Origin of the sequence: Kitasatospora sp. MAA19, assembly GCF_029894125.1 — a bacterium.
In the GTDB taxonomy this organism is placed as follows: Bacteria; Actinomycetota; Actinomycetes; order Streptomycetales; family Streptomycetaceae; genus Kitasatospora.
Map to the genome: position 1 here is coordinate 13320 of NZ_JARXYZ010000012.1, position 21621 is coordinate 34940.

Below are 21621 nucleotides of genomic sequence, written 5' to 3' on the forward strand. Positions count from 1 at the left end.
GCTCGTGGCGCCTACTGACGATGCGTCAGATTCGCCACCTGGCCGTCCTGTTCGACGGCCGTCGCCGGCGGAGTGTCCGGCTTTCGGGGCAGGAGGAGCGGGCTGGTGAGGATGGCGAGTCCGGCGACCGCGAGCGCGATGCGCGGGCTGGTGGCGTCGGCGAGCAGCCCGGCCAGCGCGGTGAAGACCGCGATCCCCGCCTGCTGGCCGATCAACCATGCCGAGAGCGTACGGGCGACGCGTTGTGGGGGAGTGTGTTCGAGCCGGTAGGTGGCGACCACCGGCGTGAAGAGACTCATGTTCAGGATGATCGCCAGCTCCACGGCGATCACCGTCACGAGGCCGACGGTACCGGGGCGGACGAGGACGAGGCCGATCAGCCAGACCACACGCAGGGTGCCGGCGACGCGCAGGACGCGGTGCTGGCCGTACCGGGCCACGACACGGGGCGCCAGCCGGGAGCCGATCAGCCCGCCGACGCAGGGGGCGGCGAAGGCGAGGCCGTACTGCCAGGGGGCGAACCCGAGGTCGCGCAGCAGGATCACGGCCAGCAGCGGCTCGGTGGCCATGATGAGCCCGGAGACGAGCATGTTGTTGAGGAAGAGCGCGCGCAGACCGGGATGGGCCATGATGTGCCGCCAGCCGTCCAGCAGGTCGCCGGAGCGCAGCTGTTTCCCGCCGGACCTGTGCGGGGGCTCCTCCCGGCCGCGGATCGCGGTGATGCCGAGCGCGGAGAGCAGGTAGCCGGCCGCGTCGGCGACGACGGTGGCGACCGGTCCGAAGATGCCGATCGCCGCGCCGCCCAGCGGCGGCCCGATCGCGATGGAGCTCCAGTTCGTGGACTCGAACCGCGCGTTCGCCACGAGCAGGTGCTCCGGCCGGACGATGGTCTGGAGGTAGGCGCCGCTGGCCGAGTTGAAGGCGATCTTGGCGGCGGCGACGATGGCCGAGGTGATGAGCAGTTGGGCGAAACTGAGCCAGCCGAAGGCGTAGCACACCGGGACGGTCAGGATGACCGCGCACCGGGTCAGGTTCATGGCGATCATGACCGGCCGCTTGCGGTGGTACTCCACCCAGGGCGCGAGCGGCACCGCGATCAGCGCGCCCACGGTCGGCGCCACCGCGGAGAGCGCGGACACCTCCGAGGTGCTGGCGTGCAGCGCCAGCACGGCGATCAGCGGGAACGCGCCGAACCCCAACCCGGACCCGTAGGCACTCACCGCATAAGACGCCCACAGCCAGCCGAACGGCCGGCCCAGGGATCGTTTCGTCATGGAGCCTCGTGCCCTCTCCTTCCCGTGGCGGCCGTCGCCGCGGGATCTCCGGGCATCAAATCAAGGCTGCGGAAGGAGGAGCAAACAACCGATCAGACAGGGAACCCCAACCATGCGTTGTGTCTTCGGCGGAGGGTGAACCGTCAGTTGGGCGGCGCGCGACCCGGTGATCAGACCGGCCGGCTGCGCAGGGCCGTGGTCAGCGCGGTGAGATCCGGTGCGCTCGGCAGTCCGGCCGTCAGTTCGGCGACCTGCTCGGCCTGCACGGGGGAGATCGTCCGTTCGGCGTTGATCCGAAACTTGGTGATCAGTTCCGCGGGCGTGAGCGGGTTCTCCGGGCCGCCCCGGTTCACCTCGACCCGTTCGACGTGCCGGGAGCCGTCGACGAGTTCGGCCGTCAGCACCGCGGGGAACTGGTGCGGAAAGATGCTGGTGCACCGCGCGTCCGGGACCACCCGGACCTTCTCGGCAAGGGCCAGCCGGTCCGCCGACCGCACGGCGGCATCGGTGAAGTCCGCATGGGACACGCCCAGCCCGCCTCCGCCCAGCAGCGCCGCCGCGATCGTGAACGGACCGCTGAACGCGCCGTGGTACCCCGATCGCGGCCGGATCTTGGCCGCGTGGGGTTCCCCGATGGTGTGCACGACCGGCGCCGGAACCCCGAGGGTGAGTGCCGTGACGGCGCCCGGATCGACCCCCTTCGCCCGCAGCCGCAGGGCGGCGTCGATGCCGGCATGGGTGAAGTGGTTGCACGGGTAGGGCTTGACGAACAGTCGTCGGGCCTCCCAGCGCGTCCCGAGACCGTCGGTGAGCTGGCCGGCGTCGGCGCGATCACCGCAGAACGCGGTGAGGAAGCCGAACCGTCCCTCCAGCGCCGTCGTCGGCCCGGTGATCCCGTGCCGGGCCAGCTCGGCGGCGACGACCCCGGCATGGGCCGACCAGCCGCAGTGCGTGCGCTTGACGGTGCCACCGGTCCGGTTCGCCTCGATGATCCCGGAGCCCATGCTGCAGGCGATGCCGATGACCGAGGTCAGTTCCTCCTCGTCGAGCCCGTACAGCATTCCGGCGGCGACGGCGGCGCCGACCGTGCCGCAGATCGCGGTGGCGTGCAGGCCGCGGTCGAAGAAGATCGAGTTGTTCGCCGCCGGGTCGTACCCGGCCATGCCGAGCCGGCAGGTGACCTCGACGCCGATCGCGGCGGCGTCGAGCAGCGCTGCGCCGGACGCCCCCACGGTCTCGGCGACGGCGAGCGCGGCCGGCAGCACCGCCGCGGACGGGTGCAGCACCGAGGGCAGGTGGGTGTCGTCGAAGTCCAGGCCGTGCGCGAGCGTTCCGTTGACCAGCGCTGCCGCGGGAGCGGGCAGCCGCCGGTCGGCCGCGATCGCCGTGGCCTGCGGTGCACCGCCCCAGGATCCGGCCATGGCGGCCACCGCCGCGGCGACACCGGTCGGCACGGCGGCGAGGCTGTTCCCGAGGAGGTCCAGGACCCGCCCGGCCATCTCCTCGCGGAAATCCCGGGGCAGACCGGTGTGGGCGGTGGTGTGGGCCAGCTGTGCCAGCCGTTGCGCGGGAGTGGGGGTCATGCGCCGGCCTCCCTTCGGGCGAGCGCATCGGCGAGGTCGACCAGCCACCTCGCGTTGGCCAGGAGCGCGGCGTCGACGAACCGGCCCTGGTCGTCGAGCCACGCGGCGGCGCCCCGCCCCACCTGGTCGGCAAGGCGTGCCAGGGCCGCGGCCACCTCGTCGGGATCCGGTGTGAAGATCCGGTTCACCACGCTCACCTGTGTGGGATGCAGGACCGATCGGCCGAAGAAGCCGCGCTTTCCGGCGGCGAGGGTGTCAGCGCTGAGGCCGGCCACGTCCGCGACGTCAGTCCAGGCGGACAGCGGCGGACTGGGCAGCCCCGCGGCTCGGGCGGCGTTGACGATGCGCTGGCGTGCCCAGTCCAGTGCGCCGATGTCGCCGAGCCGGAGATCCGCCATGAGGTCGGCCTCACCGAGGGAGAGCAGGGCGACACCGGAGTGGGCAGTGGCGATCCGGTACGCGTTCTCCACGCCCAGTGCCGATTCGATGATCGCGTGCACGGGCAGACCGGTCTCCACCGCCGCTGCCCGGACGAGCTCCGGATCCTCGACCTTGGGCAGTCGAAGTCCGGCCGCGGCGGTTCCGGTCAGGGCCGCCAGATCGGCCTCACCCCACGGTGACTCGAGCGAGTTGACGCGCACCCAGACCGGCTTGGGCCAGTGCTCCGTCAGGGCCTCGATCACCTGGTCGCGGGCAAGCCGCTTCGCGTCCGCGGGCACCGCGTCCTCCAGGTCCAGCACAACGGCGTCGGTCTGCCCGGCCATGGCCTTGCCGAGCAGATCGATCCGGTGGGCGGGAACGTAGAGCCAGCTGCGAATCGGTTCCATCATCACCACTCCCCAGGGGGACGTCCGGTGCTCAGCGGCCTTTCGCGACCGCCGAGCACCCGTCCCCGTCGTCGATGCCCGCGCGCCGACCGGCCGGGGCGGCGTTGCCCGGCGTCGGGCAACGTGGATCTCCGGAGGCGATCCCGGTCCTCGCCTTCCTTACGCCTCGGCCGCTCCGAGCAGCAGGTCCAGCCGGCGCGGCCCCCAGACGTGCCCGGTCGACCACTTCACGGCGTCGCCGGGTGCGAGCGTGAACTCCGGGATCGCACGAAGCCATTCCTCCAGGGCGATGCGCATCTCCATCCGGGCCATGGAGGAACCGATGCACCGGTGGATGCCGACCCCGAAGGCCAGGTGACGGTTGACCTCCCGGCCGATGTCGACCCGGTCCGCGGACGGGAACTCCGCGCTGTCCCGGTTGGCCGACGGCATCCCCAGCAGGATGGAATCACCCGCGCTGAGCTGCGCACCGTGGAACTCGGTGTCCCGGGTGACCACACGGGCGATCTGGACGGGGGAGAAGGCGCGCAGGAACTCCTCGACGGCGGTGGGGATCAGCTCGGGCTCGGCCACGAGCCGCTTGCGGTCCTCCGGGTGACGGGCCAGGTGCCACAGACTGCTGCCGAGGGCGCTCCACGTGGTGTCGATGCCCGCGGTGATGATCAGCACCAGGGACCCGATCAGCTCGGGGCCGGTCAGTTTGCGGCCGTCGATCTCGGCGGACAGCACGCAGCTCACCAGGTCCTCGCCGGGCTCCCGGCGCCGCTGCTCGATCAGGTCGTCGAGGAACGGCTGGGTCTGCGCCATCGCGGCCTGGATCTCCTCCATCTCGTTGGCCTCGAGGAGGGCGCGCATCTGCTCGGCGAACTCGTCCTGACGGTCGTCGTCGCAGCCGATCATCCGCGCCATGAAGCGCGACGGGATCCTCTTGGCGTACTCGGCCGCGGCGTCGCAGCGGTCCCGGCCCGTGATCCCCGCCAGCAGTTCGCGGGCGTGTTCGCGGACCGACGGCTCCAGCGCCTTGATCTGCCGGGGGCTGAAGGCGGGGAGCAGCGTGCGTCGGAACGCGCCGTGCCGCGGCGGGTCCAGGGTGATCGGCGGCCGTTCGGCGAGGTCGTCGCCGAAGGCGTTCTTGGGCACGCTGATCGAGACCGAGGAGAACAGCTCGGGGTCCTTGGCCACGTCGTCGACCGCTTGGTAGCTCGCCGCGATCCAGTAGCCGCCGTGCTTCTCGCTGTGTGCCACCGGACAGCCGCCGCGCATGTCGTCGTACACCGTGAAGGGGTTCTCCGCGACGGGCGGGGAGAACAGGTCGAAATCGTTCTCGTAGGGCATGGTCGTGCTCACCTGCTCAGGAGTGCGAGGGGGCGGACGGGGGATCCGGTGCCGCCGACGATCCGCAGCGGCGCCAGTACGAAGCCGAATTCCACTGCGGCACGACCGGCGAGTCCGTCGAACCGCATGTTCTCCACGATGTGGATGCCGGCGTCGACGAGCATGATCCGGTGTACCGGCATGATCGTGTGACCGCGTCCGGCCGGGATCTGCTCGAAGGCCGTGGTGTCGGTGCCCGCGGCGCGGATTCCCCGCTCCACCAGCCACCGTGCGGCGTCCGGGGTGATTCCGGGGACGCCGGTGTCGAACCCGAGGTAGGCCTGCGGGTCGCTCCACCAGCGGCTCCAGCCGGTGTTGATCAGGCAGACCTCGCCCGCCCCCGGCTCGACCCCGGCCTGCCGCGCCGCGGCGGCCAGCTCCGCGGCGGTGATGCCGTGGCCCGCGGGCAGGCAGTCCGTGCCGTGGAGCGCCGCGATGTCGAGGAAGGTCGCCCGGCACACCATCGGTTCGACGGTGTCGATGCCGTGCACGGAGAACGCACCACCGCGCTGGGCCTCGGCGCTGTCCCGGCCACCGTGCAGGAGGCCGTCCTGGGAGACGTGGGAGAGGGCGTCGATGTGGGTGCCGACGTGACCGCCGGTGGTGATGATCTCGCTGGCCGACGAACCGCCGTCGGAGCGGACCGCGTCGCCGTGCCGTCGCGCCAGCGCCATGCGGAACCCCGGATGGTTCGGCGAGCACGGCATCCCGTTCGCCAGGGGTTGGGCCAGGTCCACGACCTCCACTCCGCTCGACAGTGCGGCGAGCAGGCGGTCGGGGGTGGCGGAGGATTCGGTCATGACACGTCCGGGAGGAGTTCCAGCGCGTGAGCCAGTTCGAGTACCCGGCGCGCGTTGGCGACGATCGGTGGTGCGACCAGCCGTTGACGGTCCGACACCACGACCGAGGTGTCCTGCTGGTCGGCACGGTCGGCCGCCTCGCAGATGTCGACCGCCTCGGCGATCTCGTCGGGCGTCGGCCGGTAGACCTGGTGGATGATCGGCAGTTGGCCGGGGTGAATGGCCATGCGCCCCAGGAAGCCGAGCCGCTTGCCGTGCAGGCAGCTGTCGCGCAGGCCCTCGGGGTCGCGCACCTCGGCGTAGACGCTCTGGCAGGGACTCGGCAGTCCCGCCGCGCGGGAGGCCGTGATCACCCGGATGCGGGCGGCGTCCATCGTCCGTCCGTCCAGTTCGCAGCCCAGGTTCACCCGGAGATCCGATTCACCCAGCCCCAGCATCGTCACGGCGGGCGACGCCGCGGCGAGCGGGTAGGCGACCTCCAGCGCGGCGGCCGATTCGATGAGGAGCTGGACGCCGGCCGGATGGCCGAGCTCGGCGAGCAGCCCCGTGACGTGGGCCAGATCGTCGAGGCCGCGCACCTTCGGCAGCCGCAGCCCGCTCAGCGCGGGGCCGGCGACGGCGAGCACGTCATCGGTGCACAGTCCGCTCGCGACGGAGTTCACCCGCACGAACGTCGGCTTGGCGACGGCGCCCGAGACGACATCGGAAACCAGCTCGCGAGCGTATTGCTTTTTCGAATCCGGTACGCCGTCCTCCAGGTCGAGCACGACTGCGTCAGCGTCGGAGGAATATGCGCTTCCGATTCGCTTCAGGTGGTGACCTGGTACGTAGAGGTAGCTCAGGAACAGTGAGCGGGTGCTCGCGGACTGCCCTGTGGAATGGTGTGGTTTGGAAAGTTGCACTACACCCCCAAGGCGGGTATCGTGGCGGCGTCAAAATTCGACATTCAAAATCCTTTAAATGTCGAATAATTTTTACGCAGGATGCGTCGGGGGAGTAAGTGGACCTTGGTGCAGGGCAAAAATTGTGTACCAAAGTCCACTTCACCTGGATCATCCCGTGTGGTAGGACTCAAGGCTGTCGTGCCGAGTCGTCGGCAAGTGGGTGCGCACAATGCGCGAATGCGGTGAATGGGATGGTTCATGAGTAATTCGGGCGATGAGCAGCAGGGGACGTCGTTCGGGTCGAACGCGGCCGGGTACACCGAGCACCGGCCGGATTACCCGCGCGAGGCCATCGAGTGGGCGCTCGTGCCGGTCGCGGACCGGCCGCAGCTGACGGTCCTCGACCTGGGCGCGGGGACCGGTCAGCTGACCAAGGGGCTGCGGGCCGCCGGGATCGCGGTGGTCGCCGTGGAGCCCGACGCGCGCATGCGGGACGAGCTGGTCCGCAACCACCCCGGGGTCGAGGCTCACATCGGATCGGCGGAGAGCATCCCGCTGCCCGACGCGTCGGTCGACGCGGTCCTGGCCGGCAACGCCTTCCACTGGTTCGACCAGGAGAAGGCCTTCCCGGAGATCGCTCGGGTGCTGCGCCCGGGCGGGGTGGTCGCCGCACTGTGGAACGACGACGACGCGCGCGTCGACTGGATCGCCGGGCTGGCGCGGATCTTCGGCTGGGACAGCACGACGTCGCCCACCGACCGGCTGCGGCAGCACCCGCTGTTCACCGACCTGGAGCACGCCGACTTCCGGCACGGCCAGCGCTGCACCACCGACTCGATGGTCGCCCGGATGGGGACCCTCTCCCCCGTCCTGGCGCTGCCGGAGCAGGAGCGCGGTGAACTGCTGGGCCGCATTCGCCGGCACCTGGACGAGCACCCGGACACGCAGAAGGGCGAGTTCGATCTGCCGATCCGTCTCACGGTGACCCGGGCGGAGCTGCGCGGGGCGGGCGAGTAGCGGATATCCGAGGAATTCTGGCGGCGGCTGCGGACATCCGGCGAACGGGTGTCCGCAGCCGCCGCCATTTAATTCTGCGCGCCGTTTCCTGAGGTCATTTCACGGGGTGTTTTTCCGGTGCCGGCGCGACCGTGTCGGAATGTGCGCCCGAGCCGTGGGAAATGCGCTTCTGGTCGGGTTCGGGTGCCGCGTGTCGTGAATCCGCGGGTAAACCTTCGTGTGAGAAAAAGTGTGATGTACCAAGGTTCACTTTACGCATATCCACCGGCTGGGTGAAACTGAAGGCATGTCAACCCAGCTCGAGGATCCATTTTATCCGATGGACCGGACGCCCGGGTGCCCGCTCGATCTGCCGGTGAAACTCCGTGAACTCGCCAAAACCGCCCCGGTATCCCGGGTGCGGATCTGGGACGGCAGCACCCCCTGGCTGATCACCGGGTACGCCGAGGCCCGGGAGGTGCTGACCGATCCACGGGCCAGCTCCGACCAGAGGCTGCCGGGATACACGTTCGCGGCTCCGCAGGCGAAGGCGTTCCACACCCGCAACCGCTCCATGCCCACCGTCGACGACCCGGAGCACGCGTACCTGCGGCGCATGGTCACCGCGGACTTCTCGAACCGGAAGGCGGAGGCCCTGCGCCCGGTCTTCCAGCGGACCATGGACGAGCTGGTCGACGCCATGCTCGCCGCCGGGAACACCGCGGACCTGTTCGCCGACCTCGCCGTGCCGATGTCGTCCAAGGCGATCTGCGAAGTCCTCGGCGTGCACCACAGCGAGGGCGAGCGGTTCGCCGCGCTCGGCAGGATCATGGCGGTGCCCGGTTCGCCCGACTCGGTGCACGCCCGGGTCGTCGAGGACATGCGCGCGTTGCTGAGTTCGCTCGTGCAGCAGGCCCACACCGATCCGAGCGACGGCGTGATCGGGCACCTGGTGCGTGCCGGCGAACTGCCCGACGAGGAGATCGTCGCCACCGCCCTGCTGGTGATGGCCGCCGGACACGGCGCGACCGCACACATGACCACGCTCGGGACGATGGCCCTGCTGACCCACCCCGACCAGCTTGAGCTCGTCCGGGAATCGCGCGATCCGGTGTTCATCGCGAACGCCGTCGAGGAGCTGCTGCGCTACCTCAGCGTCGCGCACCTGGGCAGGCGCCGGGTGGCCAAGGAGGACCTGGAGGTCGGCGGTGTGCTCATCCGCAAGGGCGAGGGCATCATCGTCGCGACCGACACGGCGAACCACGATCCGCGGGCATTCGACGGGGATCCCGACGCACTCGATCTGCACCGTGACGCCCGGCATCATCTCGCTTTCGGGTTCGGTGTGCACCAGTGCCTCGGACAGCAGCTCTCGCGGGTTCTGCTACAGGTGGTGTACGGAACGCTCTACCGGCGCATTCCGACCCTCGAACTCGCGATCCCGGTGGACCAGATCTCGTACAAACTCGATCTGGCCATCTACGGGGTGAATGAACTTCCGGTGAAGTGGTGACCGTCGACGCGGGGAGAGGCTTCGTGCGCATCAATCTGGACAGGGAAAAATGTATCGGTTCCGGCCAGTGTGTCCTGGCCGCGCCCGATTGGTTCGACCAGGACGAGGACGGAATCGCCATCGTCCTGGAGGGCACGGCATCCGAGGAGGACTCGGAAGACGTGCACCAGGCGGCTTACACCTGCCCGGCGCTGGCCATTTCGTTGGACTCGGAATAACAGGATGACCGTGGAGCCCGTAGCCGGCGATCTCGCCGACCTGTCACCCAGCGCCGTCTCCCTGAGAGGCAGTTGGGAGGACCTGCCCGCGGCCGTCGTCGCCGCGATCGAGTCGAACGTCGGACCCGTCGAGCGGGTTCAGCCGGCACGGGACGGCTACAGCAGCCACGTCGCGGCCACCGTGTGGAGCGGCCGGGACCGCGTGTTCGTCAAAGGGCTGCGCACGGACCACCCGGCGGCGCTCGCCCAGGGCTGCGAAGTGGCGGTCAACCCGTTCGTCGTTCCGCTCGGGCCGCAACTGCTGTGGCGCATCGAGACGGACGGCTGGGACGTGCTCGGCTTCGAGTACCTGGAGGGCCGCCGCGCCGATTACCACGCCGGATCCCGCGACCTGCCGCTGGTGGTCGACGTGATGGCGGAACTCGGCGCGGTCGCCGGCCAGGACGCCCCGGTTCCCCGGGCCGAGCAGCGTTGGGCGCCGTACCTGGACGACCCGGCGTCGGCCCGGATGCTGCACGGGGACACCCTGCTGCACACCGACTGGCACCACACGAACGTGCTCGTCACGCCGTCCGGGCAGGCCCGCCTGGTCGACTGGGCCACCGCCATCCGGGGCGCGGCGTGGATCGACCCGGCCTGCTGGGTCGTGTGGCTCGTCTACGCCGGCAACTCGCCGCGCACAGCGGAACAGTGGGCCGCCCGGGTCCCCGCCTGGCGGTCCGCGGAGCCCGGCGTGCTCGACGCCTTCGCGGGCGTGCTGGCCAGGTACTGGCAGTACGTCGCGGTCCACCATCCGAACCGCATGACCGGCGAGCTCCGCGACGCGAGCGCGCGATGGGCGGCATACCGCCGGTCCGCCGGCCCGGCAGGTCAGTGAGGACGAACCCATGAAGTATGTCCCCCTCGGCGCGAGCGGACTCGCCACCTCGATCTACGCGCTCGGCACCGCGACCTTCGGGGGCAGTACCGACGAGTCCGAGGCGATCCGGATGCTGGACGTCTTCGCCGACGCCGGTGGCCTGCTGATCGACACGGCGGACGCGTACGCCGACGGCCAGGCCGAGGTGCTCGTCGGCCGGTGGCTGCGCACCCAGACGGCGGAGGTGCGCGAGCGGATGCTGCTGTCGACGAAGGGCGGCGGCTTCACGACCACGGCGGGCCGGAACCAGTGGGGCAACACGCGGCACAACCTGACCCGCGCGCTGGAGGCGTCCCTGCGCAACCTCGGCGTCGACTGCGTGACGCTCTACCAGGCGCACACCTGGGACCCCCTGACGCCGCAGGAGGAGACCCTGCGGTTCCTCGACGACGCGGTGCGCGCCGGAAAGATCCGCTACGTCGGCATCTCCAACTACACCGGCTGGCAGCTGCAGAGGGCCGTCGGCCTGGCCGACTCCATGGGGCTGGCCAGGCCGGTCACGTTCCAGGCGCAGTACAGCCTGCTGTGCCGGGAGGTCGAATGGGAGATCGTCCCGGCGGGCCGGGCCAACGGCCTGGGGCTGCTCGCGTGGTCGCCGCTGTCCGGGGGCCTGCTCAGCGGCAAGTACGCACCGCACGCCGCGCCGGACGGCCCGGCGAGGTTCGCCGACCAGCGCGAGCGCGGGAAGATGCACGCCGCCTACGTCAACGCCCTGTACCGCTCGCACGCCGCGAGCGACCGCACGTGGGAGATCCTGAAGATCCTCGACGAGATCGCCGTCGCGCGGAACGTCACCCCGGGCGCCGTGGCGCTGGCGTGGGTGACGGCCCGACCGGGCGTCAGCGGGGCCGTCCTGGGCGCGCGGAACGCGCAGCAGCTCGCGGACAACCTCCAGGCCCGGTGGATCACCCTGGCGGACGACGAGGTCGCTCGCCTCACCGAGGCGAGCGACCCGCGGCCGGCCGGCTACCCCTACGGCGCCTTCGGCGCGATGCAGCGGAGCCGGACGATCGAATGAACCGACCGGACGGGTCAGCCCAGCGTCGCGCAGACGAGGACGTAACCGAACTCCGGAGTGTTGGAGAAGTCGCGGGTCGCCGTGATCAGGGCGTCGACCTTGTCCGAGTTCCCGTCCTCCACCAGCTGTTCCCGCACGTCCTCCCAGGCGTCGGCGAGGAGGTTCCCCGTGCGCGCCACGTTGTCGCTGATGTCCAGGACGTCGAAGCCGGTGAAGCCGTGCGAGGACAGCTGGGCGAGGTAGTCGTCCAGGGGGCCGACCGTGTGCACGCCGAAGGTCTCGCAGATCCGCTGGACGGCCTGCAGGCCCTCCTCGCTGATCGGCGTCCGCAGCACGAAGTCCGCGATCACGAACCGGCTCTTCGGCCGCAGCACCCGCGCCGTCTCGGCCAGCGCCCGGTCCCGGTCCGGGACGTGGAACAGCGATTCCAGCGCCCACGCGGCGTCGAACGAGTCATCCGGGAACGGCATCCGCTGCGCGTCCGCGTACTCGAACGTCGCACGGTCCGCGAGACCCGCCTCGGATACGCCGGCCCGGGCCTGCGCCACCTGGGACTCACTGATCGTGATCCCGACCACGTCCACCGGGTGGGTCCGGAGCAGCCGGGTCGCCGGCTTGCCGATGCCACAGCCGATGTCGAGCACGCGCTGTCCGGGCTGCGGGGCCAGGCGCTCGATCATCAGATCGGTGAGCCGGTCCGTCGCCACCTCCGGGGGCGCGTCGTCGTCATCGTCGTGCCAGTACCCGTTGTGCAGGTTACCGCCCCAGCGGTCTCGTATCTTTCCTGCTACGCGAACTTTTCCACTGCCGTTGTAGAAATTCGCGACGTCGCTGTTCGCGCCGGATGGTCCGACCGTCATGGCGTCACTTCCTTGCGAGATTCGGATACGTCTGAGGTCTCGGTAGAATTTAATGGCCCCGGGGAGCGACCATAAGTGGACCTTCGTACACGCGCACATATATGTACAAAGGTATGATTCACCCCGCCTGTGCGGATCCGATAGAACCGAATGAGTATTCCGGCGTGCCGGGTGGAAGGATGGGGCGATGTCCGAAGAGCGGACTGAAACAGATTTCGATCATCACTCGGCGGAGTACGCCGCCGACCCCTGGGCCGCGAACATCGCGATGAACACCCATTGCCCGGTGTCCTACAGCCGGAAGCACGGCGGCTTCTGGCTGGTCTCCGGATTCGAGCAGGTGTCCCGGGTCGCGCACCAGCCCGAACTGTTCTCATCCGCGCACGAACTTCCCAATGTGCCGGGCCGGCCGCAGGGGACCGTCGTTCCGGCGTCGTCGTTCCGCGGTCTGCCGCTCGAAATCGACCCGCCCGAATACACGGAATGGCGCAAGGCGCTCAACACCTTCTTCTCCCCGCCGGCCGCTCGACGGCTGCGCCCGCGCATCCAGCAGTACGCCACCTGGTGCGTCGACAAGTTCATCGAGAGCGGCGAGATCGACCTGGTGCTCGACCTGTCGAACCCGGTGCCCGCGCTGATCACCCTCGAACTCGTGGGACTGCCGATGGACGACTGGCGGGTCTACGCCGACGTCCTGCACGCGCTGGTCTACACCCACCCGGGAACCCCGGAGTTCGACCGCGTGGAGGCCGACTTCGCGCGGCTGATCGAAGAGGTGCGCGCCCTGGTTCCGAAGCGCCGCGCCCACCCGGGCGACGACTTCATCAGCTTCCTGACCCAGGTCGAGATCGGGGGGGAGAAGCTCTCCGACGAGGACGTCGTCGGAGTCTGCAACGCCGTCATCCCCGGCGGGGTCGACACCACGACCGCCCTGCTCGCCTCAACCCTCGACTACCTCGACCGCAACCGGGACGCCCGGAAGACGCTCGTCGACTCGCCCGAGCGGATCCCCGAGGTGTGCGACGAGTTCCTGCGGTACTTCACCCCGGTCATGGGCGCCGGACGCACCGCGATGGCGGACACCACGGTGGACGGCTGCCCGATTCGCAAGGGCGAACGCGTGCTGCTGTCGTGGGCCGCGGCCAACCTGGACGCCAAGGTGTTCCCGCAGCCGGAGGTCATCGACCTGGACCGGGACGCCGGCCGGCAGGCGGCGTTCGGCGTCGGCATCCACCGGTGCATCGGACGCCACATCGCCCGCATGGACTTCGAGGTCGTGATCGGCGAGGTCCTGGCGCGCATGCCGGACTACCAGATCATCACGGGCGAGGCCGAGAAGTACCCCACCGTGGGCCAGATCCACGGCTACCTGCGGATGCCGGTGCGGTTCACCCCCGGCGAGCGCATCGGCTCGGAATCGGCGAGCAACCCACTGCCGGCGGCACTGTCCGAGTGACCGGCCGGAGAACACCTGCGGGAGGCGACATGGCACGGCAGCCCAGAGTGCTGCGGCTGGGAGCGATCATCGACGGTCCAGGAGGGCACATCGCCGCCTGGCGGCATCCGCTGACCCGACCTGACGCCCAGCTCGACTTCGAATTCCACCGCCGCAACGCGCGCACGCTCGAACGCGCGGTGTTCGACTGCCTCTTCGTCCCCGACGTCGTGGCGTTGTGGGGCACCGACGTGGAGCATCTGAGCAGGACCGCGCGCAACGAGCACTTCGAGCCGCTCTCGCTGCTGTCCGCGTTCGCGGCGGTCACCGACCACATCGGTCTCGCCGCGACCGCGACCACGACGTACAACGAGCCCTACGACATCGCCCGCAAGTTCGCCTCCCTCGACCACCTCAGCGGTGGCCGGGCCGGATGGAACGTGGTGACCTCGGCCGCGCCCTGGGAATCGCGCAACTTCGGCTTCGACGAACACATGGAGCACGATCTGCGCTACGTCCGGGCGGACGAGTTCATCTCGGTGACGAACCGGCTCTGGTCCAACGGTCGCGAACCGGTGGACCACACGGGGCGGTTCTTCAGCGTGCGCGGCCCGCTCGACGTGCCGTCCCCGCCACAGGGCCGACCGGTGATCTTCCAGGCCGGCGCGTCCCCGGTCGGGCGGGACTTCGCCGCCCGGCACGGCGAGGTGCTGTTCACCCGGCACACCAGGCTGGCGGACGCCCAGGAGTTCTACGCCGACCTCAAGCAGCGCGCGGCCGCGTACGGCCGTGATCCCGAGTCGATCCAGATCTGGGTCGGTCTGCAGCCGATCGTCGCCGACACGGAGGCCGCCGCCCGGGACCGGTTGCGGGAGCTGCAGGAGCTGATGCCCGACATCGTCGCGCTGCGGGCGCTCCAGGACCAGCTCGGCGACGTGGACCTGACCGGCTATCCGCTGGACGGACCGGTGCCCGACCTGCCGGTGTCCAACCACTCGCACAGCACCGCGCAGCGCTGGATCGAGCTGGCCCGGCGGGAGAACCTGACGCTGCGTCAACTCTCCCTGCGCACGGCCGGCGACATCGTCGCCGGCACCCCCGAACAGCTCGCGGACCACATGGAGTCCCTGTTCACCCAGGGAGCGGCCGACGGGTTCATCGTCGACTTCCCCTACCTGCCGGGATCGTTGGACGACTTCGTCGACCACGTCGTGCCCGAGCTGCGCCGGCGCGGCCTGGTGCGCACGGCCTACACCGACGGCACCCTGCGGGACAATCTCGGTCTGACCACCGCGTCACGGGTAGGTGTGAAATGACGATCGCGCTGTTCACCCCGCTGCCCGCCGGCCCCAACGGGGACGGCGGATTCGCGCAGGCGCGCGACCGGGCACGCGCCGCGCAGGACGGCGGCATCGACGCCCTGATCCTGCCGGACCGGCGCTCGGTCGGCCCGGACGGCCCGGACGGTTTCGAGGCGGGCACGCTCGCCGCGGCACTGGCGGTGGCGACCGAGGGGATCGGCCTGGTGCCCACGATCGCGACCGAGTACTCGGCGCCGTACCACGTCGCCCGGCTGCTCGCGACGATCGACCAGTTCGCTGGCGGCCGGGCGGGATGGGCGATCGCCCCGCCCGCGGTGGCGGCGGACGCCGCGAACCACCACACCGACGCTCCCGCCCCGCTCCCGTCGCAGCGGGCCCGCGCGGACGAGTTCGCCCAGGTGATGGCCGGGCTCTGGGACAGCTTCCAGGACGACGCCTTCCTCCGGGACCGCGCATCGGGCGTGTACTTCCTGCCCGAGCGGCTGCGCAGCCTGGACCACCGCGGCGAGTACTTCACCGTGGCCGGCCCGCTGAACATCGCCCGCCCGCCGCAGGGACACCCGGTGCTGGTCCGGCGCGTGTCCTGCGCCGAGGACGCCGCCTCCGCCGCCGCGTTCGGCGACCTGGCGATCGTGCCGCTGGAGGTCTCCGATGCCGCGGCGGATGTGGCGCGTGCGTTGAACGACGCGTGCGGTGCGGCCGGGCGGCGCCGGGAGGACGTGCGGCTGCTCCTGGAGCGGAGGGCCGACACCCCCGTGGACGAGCTGCTGCGCGAGGCGGAAGCCGGACCTGCGGACGGATTCGTCCTGGTCCCGTCCGCCGACGCCGGGTTCGAGACTGTCCTGGAGACGGCCCGCGCGGTGCGGCAGGAGTTTCCCCAGGGCTCCGGTACCACGCTGCGTGCCCGCTTGGGACTGCCACGCCCGGCCGGCCGCTGACCGACCGATGATGGGCCTGACCGCCACCGAGGTGGAGGTCAGGCCCATCGCGCAGGTCACCCGTCGCTCAGTCGAGCAGGCGGCCGGCCAGTGCCCGCTGATCGTCCTCCGTCCAGCCGTGGGAGTTGAGCCACGCGCGGACGCCGCCGAACCGGTCGTCGAACGTGTCGAGCAGATCCTGCAGGTAGGCGGGGCGCGGCAGCAGGCTCGTGAACGGCCGGGAGCTGATGTCGGCGGCGTACAGGGGGTTGTCGCGCAGCCGCTCCACGATCTCGGCCATCTGCTCGCCGGAGCGCACGTAGTCCGCGACGACGGCCTCCCTGCTCACCCCGATCGCGTCGAGGGCCAGCGCGCACACCACCCCGGTCCGGTCCTTGCCCATCGCGCAGTGCACCACGGTCGCTCCCGTGCTGTGCGCGATGACGCGCAGCGCCGTCACCACGGAGTCCGGCCGTTCGGCGCAGTAGCGGAGGTAGTGCCCGGTCGAGCCCGCGGGCTTGGACCGACCGTCCGCGCCCGCCCGGTTCCAGGGCATCGCCCGCTCGGTGTCCACCCGGTCCGAGCCCTGGGCCGAGCCCGGGGGAGACTCGGCGAGCAGCGACAGGTTGTGGATCGTGACACCGGGCACCCGGGCCAGCGGCCCGGGTGCCTCGCGCCGTACCTCAGCGGTGCTGCGCAGGTCGATGACCTCGCGGACGCCCAGCGTCCGCGTGAGGTGTTCGACGTCCGCCGGGGTGAGGTCCTGGAGGCCGCCCGACCGGATCAGCCGGCCGAACCGGGTGACGCCGTTCGTCGTGGTGGTCAGTCCGCCCAGGTCACGGACGTTCAGCGCGCCCGCCAACGCGATCCGCCGGGTGCTCGAGCTCATCGCGCAACCTCCGCACTCTCGGTCAGGGGCAACGGCCGCAGGTCGGCGCGGCCCGTGGAACGCGGTCCGATCCAGCGGGCGAGGGGTGCCTGCGAGGTGTACGCCGGCCAGCCCGGATCACCGTCGCGCGCCAGGCGCACGAGCCCGCTCTGCTCCTGGGCCCCGACCGCGCGGTCGGTCTCGGTGCCCTCCGGTCCGTCCGTGTCGCAGAACAGCGCCGCGGTGTCGGCGGCGTGCACGGCGCGGCGGGCGATCCCGGGGTACCCGGCCAGATGCGACGTGGTCGGGTGGTAGTCGAACACCTGGGCCCAGCAGGGCTCGCTGCCGCCCGCACCCGGGTCCGGCGTGTTCAGCGCGGACAGCAGTCGCTCGGCCGGACGGACGTAGAGCTCGTCGGACAGCCGGCTGACCTTCTCCCCGCGGGTCGTGCCGTCGGGGCCGCCGATCAGCCGGGAGTACTTCGCGTCGACGGCCGCCCCCTCCTCGACGATCTCCAGGATTCCCGCTTCCTCCGAGGTGACCGAGACCAGCACGGGAATCGGTTCCGCGCGATCCGCCACCGCCGGAAGCGGCGGCCGCGGGATCAGGTCACCGTCGACCACCGCGTGGTACCGGACCTGTCCGGCGCGCAGGGTCTGCGAATGCGCGTACCGCAGCGCCACGTTCGACAGCTCGGCAAGGGCGCCGGCGTCGTTCGCGAGACTGCCCGCGGCGTTCAGGAAACGCTCCGCGAGCCCGGCCGCTTCCTCCCGCGACTGCGCGAGTTCGGCGTTGCCGCTGTAGATGGCGGCCTTGTGGAACAACCCCACGGCCGAGGGGACGCCCAGCAGGGTCGCCACGTCGGTTCCGCCGGTCGACAGCCCGAAGATCGTCACGTTGCCGGGGTCCCCCCCGAAGGCGGCGATGTTGTCCCGAACCCAGCGCAGGATCAGCAGCTGGTCGCGCACCGCGAGGTTGGTGCTGTCGGCGAATTCCGGGTCGAGGTCGGCCAGTGACAGCCAACCCCACGGCCCCAGGCGGTAGTTGGCCGTCACGATGACCAGGTCGTGCCGGGCCGCGTAGGCCCACGGGTCGACGGTCCGCATCGTTCCGCCGACCATGTGCCGGCCGGGGTGGAACCAGACCAGCACCGGCTGGGGATCGGGGCGTTCCGGCCGCGCGGACCAGATGTTGAGGTTGAGGCAGTCCTCGTGCTGCACGGCGTCCGGGTACAGCGGACTCCAGCGCTGCGGCGTCGGGGACATGGGCACCTGCCAGCTCACCGGGCCCCACCGATCGGCGTCGACGGGGTCCCCGGCCGTGGCCGGGAGGGCGGGGCGGAATCGGCCCGGAATCCGCCCGTACGGTATTCCGCGCCAATTCGGGACGCCGCGATCGAGGAATCCGCGGACAGGTCCGGAGGTGGTCTCGATCGCTAACACGCTGTCTCCTCGTCTGCCGAACTCACACGCGTCGAGCCAACTGAAGGAATGTGCCCGAGGTGGTGCGGACGGTTCCGCCGCGGCTCTCGATCACCTCGCGCACCCTGTCGAACAGGGCGGACCGGTCCGTGGGCGCCATGCGGTGATGGTCGCTGAACGTACTGATCAGCCCGATCCATTCGTCCGCGTTCAGGGCGAGGCTCCACCGGTAATCCCGCTGGGCCACCGCGACGAAGTCCTCGCCGTCCGCCAGCGGATCCCGGACACCGGCCGTGCTCTTCTGCCGGGCGCCGCCCACCTGGACTCCGGGGGCGTGCTTCCGGTAGACCCCGTCGAGTTCCTCGAGTATCGGGTCGTCCAGTACGTGGAAGCTCCAGAAACGGGCGATGTGCCCGCCGGGCGCCAGGATCTGCGCGGCCTTCCGGGCACCCTGCGCCGGGTTCACCCAGTGCCAGGCGTCCGCGCTGATGATCAGGTCGAACCGCCGCCCGCCCGGATGCCAGGCCTCGAACGTCGTGGTCTCGACGGGCAGGCCCCGGCGCCGCGCGACGTGGGCCATGCGGTCGTCAGGCTCGATCCCGGATACGGACAGCCCCCGCGCGGCCAGTGCCGCGGACGCCTTCCCGGTGCCGCACCCGACGTCGAGGACGTCCGTCGCGCGCAGGTGCACGAGGTCGTCCACCAGGTCGACCGGGTACTCGGGGCGGTAACGATCGTAGTCCTCGGCCGTGGCGCCGAACGATTCGGCACGTGCACGGTCGAGATGACGTGTGCTGAAGGACATGGTATTTATTTCCCCCCGCCACTCGGACCGGCTGAAGTTCGGCAGTCAGTATGCCGAGGTTCCCCATGTAACCGGTATCGCTGTGGGAGGTGAAGTGAACCTTCGTGCAGAACCACCGGTGTACCAAGGTCCACTTCACACCGGCGTCGGACGATCGATAGAAGTGGGCAGTGTCCAGTATTCTGCCGATGCCGGAGGATGGTTCAATGCCGGAGCAAGAGTTGGTGCCGGACGGTGCTCCGGCGCCCCTCGCCGATGTGAAGGTCATCGACATCGGGACTTTGCTGGCGGCTCCGTTCGCGGCGGCGATGCTGGGTGATTTCGGTGCCGACGTGATCAAGATCGAGCACCCCACCGGAGATCCGCTCCGCAGGTACGGCTACCAGTGCGACGACGTTCCGCTGCTGTGGAAGGTCGTGAACCGCAACAAGAAGAGCGTCGTCCTGGATCTGAAGGACCCACAGAACCACGACCGCTTCCTCGAGTTGGTGGCGGGTGCCGATGTCCTGATCGAGAACTTCCGGCCCGGCACGCTGGAGCGGTGGGGGTTCTCCCCCGAAGTGCTGCAAAAGGCCAATCCGGACCTGGTCGTGACGCGAGTGACCGGGTTCGGCCAGGACGGCCCGTACGCGAGCAGGCCCGGATTCGGCACCCTCGCGGAGGCGATGAGCGGTCTCGCGGCGATGTCCGGAGACCGCGACGGTCCGCCGCTGCTCCCGGCGTTCCCGCTGGCGGACGTGATGGCCGGTCTGCAGGCCGCCTGCGCGACCTTGATCGCCCTGCACGCCCGGCAGCGGATCGGCCGGGGGCAGGTGGCCGACGTCTCGATCACCGAGGCGATGATCGCTGCGATGGGCGCCCAGGTGACCGCCTACGACAAGCTCGGGGTCAAACCCCGGCGGGTCGGAAGCGGCTCGGACAACAACGCGCCCCGCAACGTCTACCGGTGCGCCGACGGGCGGTGGGTGGCCGTGTCGGCGCCCGCCCAGTCGGTGGCCGAGCGGGTGGTCCGCCTGGTGGGCCGGCCCGAGCTGGCCGACGAGCCGTGGTTCGCCTCCGGTCGTGGCCGGGTGTCACGCCGTGAGGTGCTGGACGACGCACTCGGACAATGGATCGGCGGCTTCCGCCGGGACGAGGTGATCGTCGCGTTCGAGGAGGCCGGGGCCGCGGTCGCGCCGATCTACGAGGTGGACGACGTACTGCAGGACCCGCACTTCCGGGCGAGGCAGGCCACGGTGACCGTACCCGACAGCGAACTCGACAGCGTCTGCATGCCGAACGTGGCATTCCGGCTCTCCGAGACACCGGGGCGGATCCGCTGGCCGGGCCCGCAACTGGGCGAGCACACCGACGACGTCTTGAACGGAGACCACCGATGACCACGACCGTCGAGGACCAGCGCTGGAACGTGCTGGACCCGTCAACCGATCCGACCGACCCCGACGCATACCTGCGGACCGCGGTCCGCTGGCACTTCGGTGCGGAGACCGGGTCCCCGTTCTGGCTGCGGCGCATGGGGCAGCTGGACTTCGATCCGCTGACGGAGGTGCGGACCTACGACGACCTGCAGCGCTTCCCGAACGTGGTGGACGAGCTGCGCAGCGTGCCGGTCGAGGACCTGATACCGCGCGGCTACGGCCCCAACCCGCCCGCCCCACGGGTCTTCGAGAGCGGCGGGACGACCGGCGCGCCGAAGCGGGCGATCTTCATGCCGGACTGGATCGCCGACTCCGTGGACCGGATGCTGAAGGGGCCCCAGTTCGCGGACCGGGAGCCGTCCAACATTCTGGTGCTCACACCGACTGGACCGCACAAGATCGGCTGCATGTACGACTACATCGCCGAACGCCAGAACACGATCAAGTTCTGCATCGACATGGATCCTCGGTGGGTCAAGAAGGTCATCGCGAGCAAGCAGGCGGACCAGGCCGAGGCGTACGTCGAGCACATCCTCGACCAGGCGGAGCACATCCTGGCCACCCAGCGGGTCGGGCTCCTGGTGGTCACCCCGCCGGTGCTGCGCGCGTGCGCGCGCCGGCCGCGGCTGGTCGAGCTCATCAACGCCAAGGTGGAACTGATCTTCTGGGGCGGCGCCCACATGACCGTCGACGAGCGGTTCGTCCTGCGCCACGAGCACTTCCCGAACGTACGCATGATCAGCCGGTACGGCAGTCTGATGATCCTGGAGAGCGCCACCGAGCGCCCGGGGCTCAGCCCGGACGAGGACATCGTGTACGACCCGCGGAGCCCCGTGGTGACCTTCCGGGTCGTCAACCCCGGTACGGGCCAACCGGTGGGGTACGGCGAACGCGGGCAGATCGTGATGAACCACGTCAGCAAGGGCATGTTCCTGCCCAACAACCTCGAACGCGACACGGTGATCCGAGTGCCGGGACGGACCGGACAGATCGGCGATTCGGTGTCCTCCCCGGCTCCGGTCGACACCTTCGCCGGCGAGCAGGTCATCGAGGGTGTCTACTGACCCCTCCCGTGCGCACCGGTCCGGGCGGCCCGACGGCCGATCCGGGGTACCGGACGATACGGCGAGGTCCGCCGCTGCCCGGGCTCGGGCGGTGGCGGACCTTTG

The 21621-nt window shown here is 70.4% G+C and carries 20 protein-coding genes; 10 read left to right on the forward strand and 10 right to left on the reverse strand.

Annotated features, from left to right (window positions below):
* Nucleotides 1-11 precede the first annotated feature (11 nt).
* The 6 genes from P3T27_RS19600 to P3T27_RS19625 all read right to left on the reverse strand — a co-directional run bounded on the left by P3T27_RS19600 (nt 12) and on the right by P3T27_RS19625 (nt 6760).
* On the reverse strand, nt 12-1274 hold the full coding sequence (locus P3T27_RS19600) for an MFS transporter (protein WP_280680356.1): 1263 nt from the start codon (nt 1272-1274) through the stop codon (nt 12-14).
* Nucleotides 1275-1444: 170 nt separating this feature from the next.
* On the reverse strand, nt 1445-2857 hold the full coding sequence (locus P3T27_RS19605; RefSeq protein WP_280680358.1) for an MmgE/PrpD family protein: 1413 nt from the start codon (nt 2855-2857) through the stop codon (nt 1445-1447).
* Nucleotides 2854-3687 carry a CoA ester lyase gene (locus P3T27_RS19610; protein WP_280680360.1) on the reverse strand — a complete coding sequence of 278 codons (834 nt, stop codon included), beginning with the start codon at nt 3685-3687 and terminating at the stop codon, nt 2854-2856. The genes P3T27_RS19605 and P3T27_RS19610 overlap by 4 nt, the downstream gene beginning before the upstream one ends.
* Before the next feature lie 156 nt (nt 3688-3843).
* Nucleotides 3844-5019 (reverse strand): cytochrome P450, encoded by a 1176-nt coding sequence (locus tag P3T27_RS19615; protein ID WP_280680362.1) that lies wholly within the window; start codon nt 5017-5019, stop codon nt 3844-3846.
* Nucleotides 5020-5027: 8 nt separating this feature from the next.
* On the reverse strand, nt 5028-5858 hold the full coding sequence (locus P3T27_RS19620) for a cyclase family protein (protein WP_280680364.1): 831 nt from the start codon (nt 5856-5858) through the stop codon (nt 5028-5030).
* A complete protein-coding gene (locus P3T27_RS19625) occupies nt 5855-6760 on the reverse strand; it encodes a CoA ester lyase (RefSeq protein WP_280680366.1) in 906 nt (301 codons plus the stop codon). Before P3T27_RS19625 ends, P3T27_RS19620 begins: the two co-directional genes overlap by 4 nt.
* A 240-nt stretch (nt 6761-7000) precedes the next feature.
* Here P3T27_RS19625 and P3T27_RS19630 point away from each other — a divergent pair, with 240 nt between their 5' ends.
* The 5 genes from P3T27_RS19630 (at nt 7001) to P3T27_RS19650 (ending at nt 11406) form a co-directional block, all read left to right on the forward strand.
* Complete coding sequence (locus P3T27_RS19630) at nt 7001-7759, forward strand: class I SAM-dependent methyltransferase (protein ID WP_280680369.1); 759 nt, start codon at nt 7001-7003, stop codon at nt 7757-7759.
* 286 nt (nt 7760-8045) lie between these two features.
* The gene (locus P3T27_RS19635) at nt 8046-9251 is read left to right on the forward strand and encodes a cytochrome P450 (RefSeq protein WP_280680372.1); all 1206 of its coding nucleotides are present in this window, start codon (nt 8046-8048) and stop codon (nt 9249-9251) included.
* A 23-nt stretch (nt 9252-9274) separates the two neighbouring features.
* Nucleotides 9275-9469, forward strand: coding sequence for a ferredoxin (locus P3T27_RS19640; RefSeq protein ID WP_280680374.1), 195 nt, complete (start codon nt 9275-9277; stop codon nt 9467-9469).
* A gap of 4 nt (nt 9470-9473) precedes the next feature.
* Complete coding sequence (locus P3T27_RS19645; protein WP_280680376.1) at nt 9474-10346, forward strand: aminoglycoside phosphotransferase; 873 nt, start codon at nt 9474-9476, stop codon at nt 10344-10346.
* Between the two features lie 10 nt (nt 10347-10356).
* Nucleotides 10357-11406: an aldo/keto reductase gene (locus P3T27_RS19650; protein WP_280680378.1), complete on the forward strand. Its 1050-nt coding sequence runs from the start codon at nt 10357-10359 to the stop codon at nt 11404-11406.
* Nucleotides 11407-11420: 14 nt separating this feature from the next.
* Here P3T27_RS19650 and P3T27_RS19655 read toward each other — a convergent pair whose 3' ends face one another.
* Nucleotides 11421-12266, reverse strand: coding sequence for a methyltransferase domain-containing protein (locus P3T27_RS19655; RefSeq protein WP_280680379.1), 846 nt, complete (start codon nt 12264-12266; stop codon nt 11421-11423).
* 187 nt (nt 12267-12453) lie between these two features.
* On the opposite strand from P3T27_RS19655, the gene P3T27_RS19660 reads away from it, so the two are divergent.
* The 3 genes from P3T27_RS19660 to P3T27_RS19670 are packed head-to-tail and all read left to right on the forward strand — an operon-like array spanning nt 12454 to nt 15961.
* Entirely contained in the window at nt 12454-13722 is a 1269-nt protein-coding gene (locus P3T27_RS19660) for a cytochrome P450 (RefSeq protein WP_280680380.1), read from the forward strand.
* Nucleotides 13723-13751: 29 nt separating this feature from the next.
* Nucleotides 13752-15017 carry an LLM class flavin-dependent oxidoreductase gene (locus P3T27_RS19665; protein WP_280680381.1) on the forward strand — a complete coding sequence of 422 codons (1266 nt, stop codon included), beginning with the start codon at nt 13752-13754 and terminating at the stop codon, nt 15015-15017.
* On the forward strand, nt 15014-15961 hold the full coding sequence (locus tag P3T27_RS19670) for an LLM class flavin-dependent oxidoreductase (RefSeq protein ID WP_280680382.1): 948 nt from the start codon (nt 15014-15016) through the stop codon (nt 15959-15961). Before P3T27_RS19665 ends, P3T27_RS19670 begins: the two co-directional genes overlap by 4 nt.
* A gap of 67 nt (nt 15962-16028) precedes the next feature.
* Here P3T27_RS19670 and P3T27_RS19675 read toward each other — a convergent pair whose 3' ends face one another.
* From P3T27_RS19675 to P3T27_RS19685, 3 genes are read right to left on the reverse strand one after another with little or no spacing between them, the layout of a single operon-like run.
* Nucleotides 16029-16829 (reverse strand): tyrosine-protein phosphatase, encoded by an 801-nt coding sequence (locus P3T27_RS19675; RefSeq protein WP_280680383.1) that lies wholly within the window; start codon nt 16827-16829, stop codon nt 16029-16031.
* Entirely contained in the window at nt 16826-18250 is a 1425-nt protein-coding gene (locus P3T27_RS19680; RefSeq protein WP_280680384.1) for a carboxylesterase family protein, read from the reverse strand. Before P3T27_RS19680 ends, P3T27_RS19675 begins: the two co-directional genes overlap by 4 nt.
* A gap of 22 nt (nt 18251-18272) precedes the next feature.
* Nucleotides 18273-19034: a class I SAM-dependent methyltransferase gene (locus P3T27_RS19685; RefSeq protein ID WP_280680385.1), complete on the reverse strand. Its 762-nt coding sequence runs from the start codon at nt 19032-19034 to the stop codon at nt 18273-18275.
* 206 nt (nt 19035-19240) lie between these two features.
* On the opposite strand from P3T27_RS19685, the gene P3T27_RS19690 reads away from it, so the two are divergent.
* Both P3T27_RS19690 and P3T27_RS19695 read left to right on the forward strand, forming a co-directional pair.
* Nucleotides 19241-20413, forward strand: a complete 1173-nt coding sequence (locus P3T27_RS19690) for a CoA transferase (RefSeq protein ID WP_280680386.1) — start codon at nt 19241-19243, stop codon at nt 20411-20413.
* Nucleotides 20410-21516 (forward strand): phenazine antibiotic biosynthesis protein, encoded by a 1107-nt coding sequence (locus tag P3T27_RS19695; RefSeq protein ID WP_280680387.1) that lies wholly within the window; start codon nt 20410-20412, stop codon nt 21514-21516. Before P3T27_RS19690 ends, P3T27_RS19695 begins: the two co-directional genes overlap by 4 nt.
* Nucleotides 21517-21621: the final 105 nt, after the last annotated feature.

Excerpts from the sequence above, each read along its gene's own strand:
- P3T27_RS19600 (WP_280680356.1), bottom strand. The coding sequence starts at position 1,274 with ATGACGAAACGATCCCTGGGCCGGCCGTTCGGCTGGCTGTGGGCGTCT.
- P3T27_RS19605 (WP_280680358.1), bottom strand. The coding sequence starts at position 2,857 with ATGACCCCCACTCCCGCGCAACGGCTGGCACAGCTGGCCCACACCACC.
- P3T27_RS19610 (WP_280680360.1), bottom strand. The coding sequence starts at position 3,687 with ATGATGGAACCGATTCGCAGCTGGCTCTACGTTCCCGCCCACCGGATC.
- P3T27_RS19615 (WP_280680362.1), bottom strand. The coding sequence starts at position 5,019 with ATGCCCTACGAGAACGATTTCGACCTGTTCTCCCCGCCCGTCGCGGAG.
- P3T27_RS19620 (WP_280680364.1), bottom strand. The coding sequence starts at position 5,858 with ATGACCGAATCCTCCGCCACCCCCGACCGCCTGCTCGCCGCACTGTCG.
- P3T27_RS19630 (WP_280680369.1), top strand. The coding sequence starts at position 7,001 with ATGAGTAATTCGGGCGATGAGCAGCAGGGGACGTCGTTCGGGTCGAAC.
- P3T27_RS19635 (WP_280680372.1), top strand. The coding sequence starts at position 8,046 with ATGTCAACCCAGCTCGAGGATCCATTTTATCCGATGGACCGGACGCCC.
- P3T27_RS19645 (WP_280680376.1), top strand. The coding sequence starts at position 9,474 with ATGACCGTGGAGCCCGTAGCCGGCGATCTCGCCGACCTGTCACCCAGC.
- P3T27_RS19650 (WP_280680378.1), top strand. The coding sequence starts at position 10,357 with ATGAAGTATGTCCCCCTCGGCGCGAGCGGACTCGCCACCTCGATCTAC.
- P3T27_RS19655 (WP_280680379.1), bottom strand. The coding sequence starts at position 12,266 with ATGACGGTCGGACCATCCGGCGCGAACAGCGACGTCGCGAATTTCTAC.
- P3T27_RS19660 (WP_280680380.1), top strand. The coding sequence starts at position 12,454 with ATGTCCGAAGAGCGGACTGAAACAGATTTCGATCATCACTCGGCGGAG.
- P3T27_RS19665 (WP_280680381.1), top strand. The coding sequence starts at position 13,752 with ATGGCACGGCAGCCCAGAGTGCTGCGGCTGGGAGCGATCATCGACGGT.
- P3T27_RS19670 (WP_280680382.1), top strand. The coding sequence starts at position 15,014 with ATGACGATCGCGCTGTTCACCCCGCTGCCCGCCGGCCCCAACGGGGAC.
- P3T27_RS19675 (WP_280680383.1), bottom strand. The coding sequence starts at position 16,829 with ATGAGCTCGAGCACCCGGCGGATCGCGTTGGCGGGCGCGCTGAACGTC.
- P3T27_RS19685 (WP_280680385.1), bottom strand. The coding sequence starts at position 19,034 with ATGTCCTTCAGCACACGTCATCTCGACCGTGCACGTGCCGAATCGTTC.
- P3T27_RS19690 (WP_280680386.1), top strand. The coding sequence starts at position 19,241 with ATGCCGGAGCAAGAGTTGGTGCCGGACGGTGCTCCGGCGCCCCTCGCC.
- P3T27_RS19695 (WP_280680387.1), top strand. The coding sequence starts at position 20,410 with ATGACCACGACCGTCGAGGACCAGCGCTGGAACGTGCTGGACCCGTCA.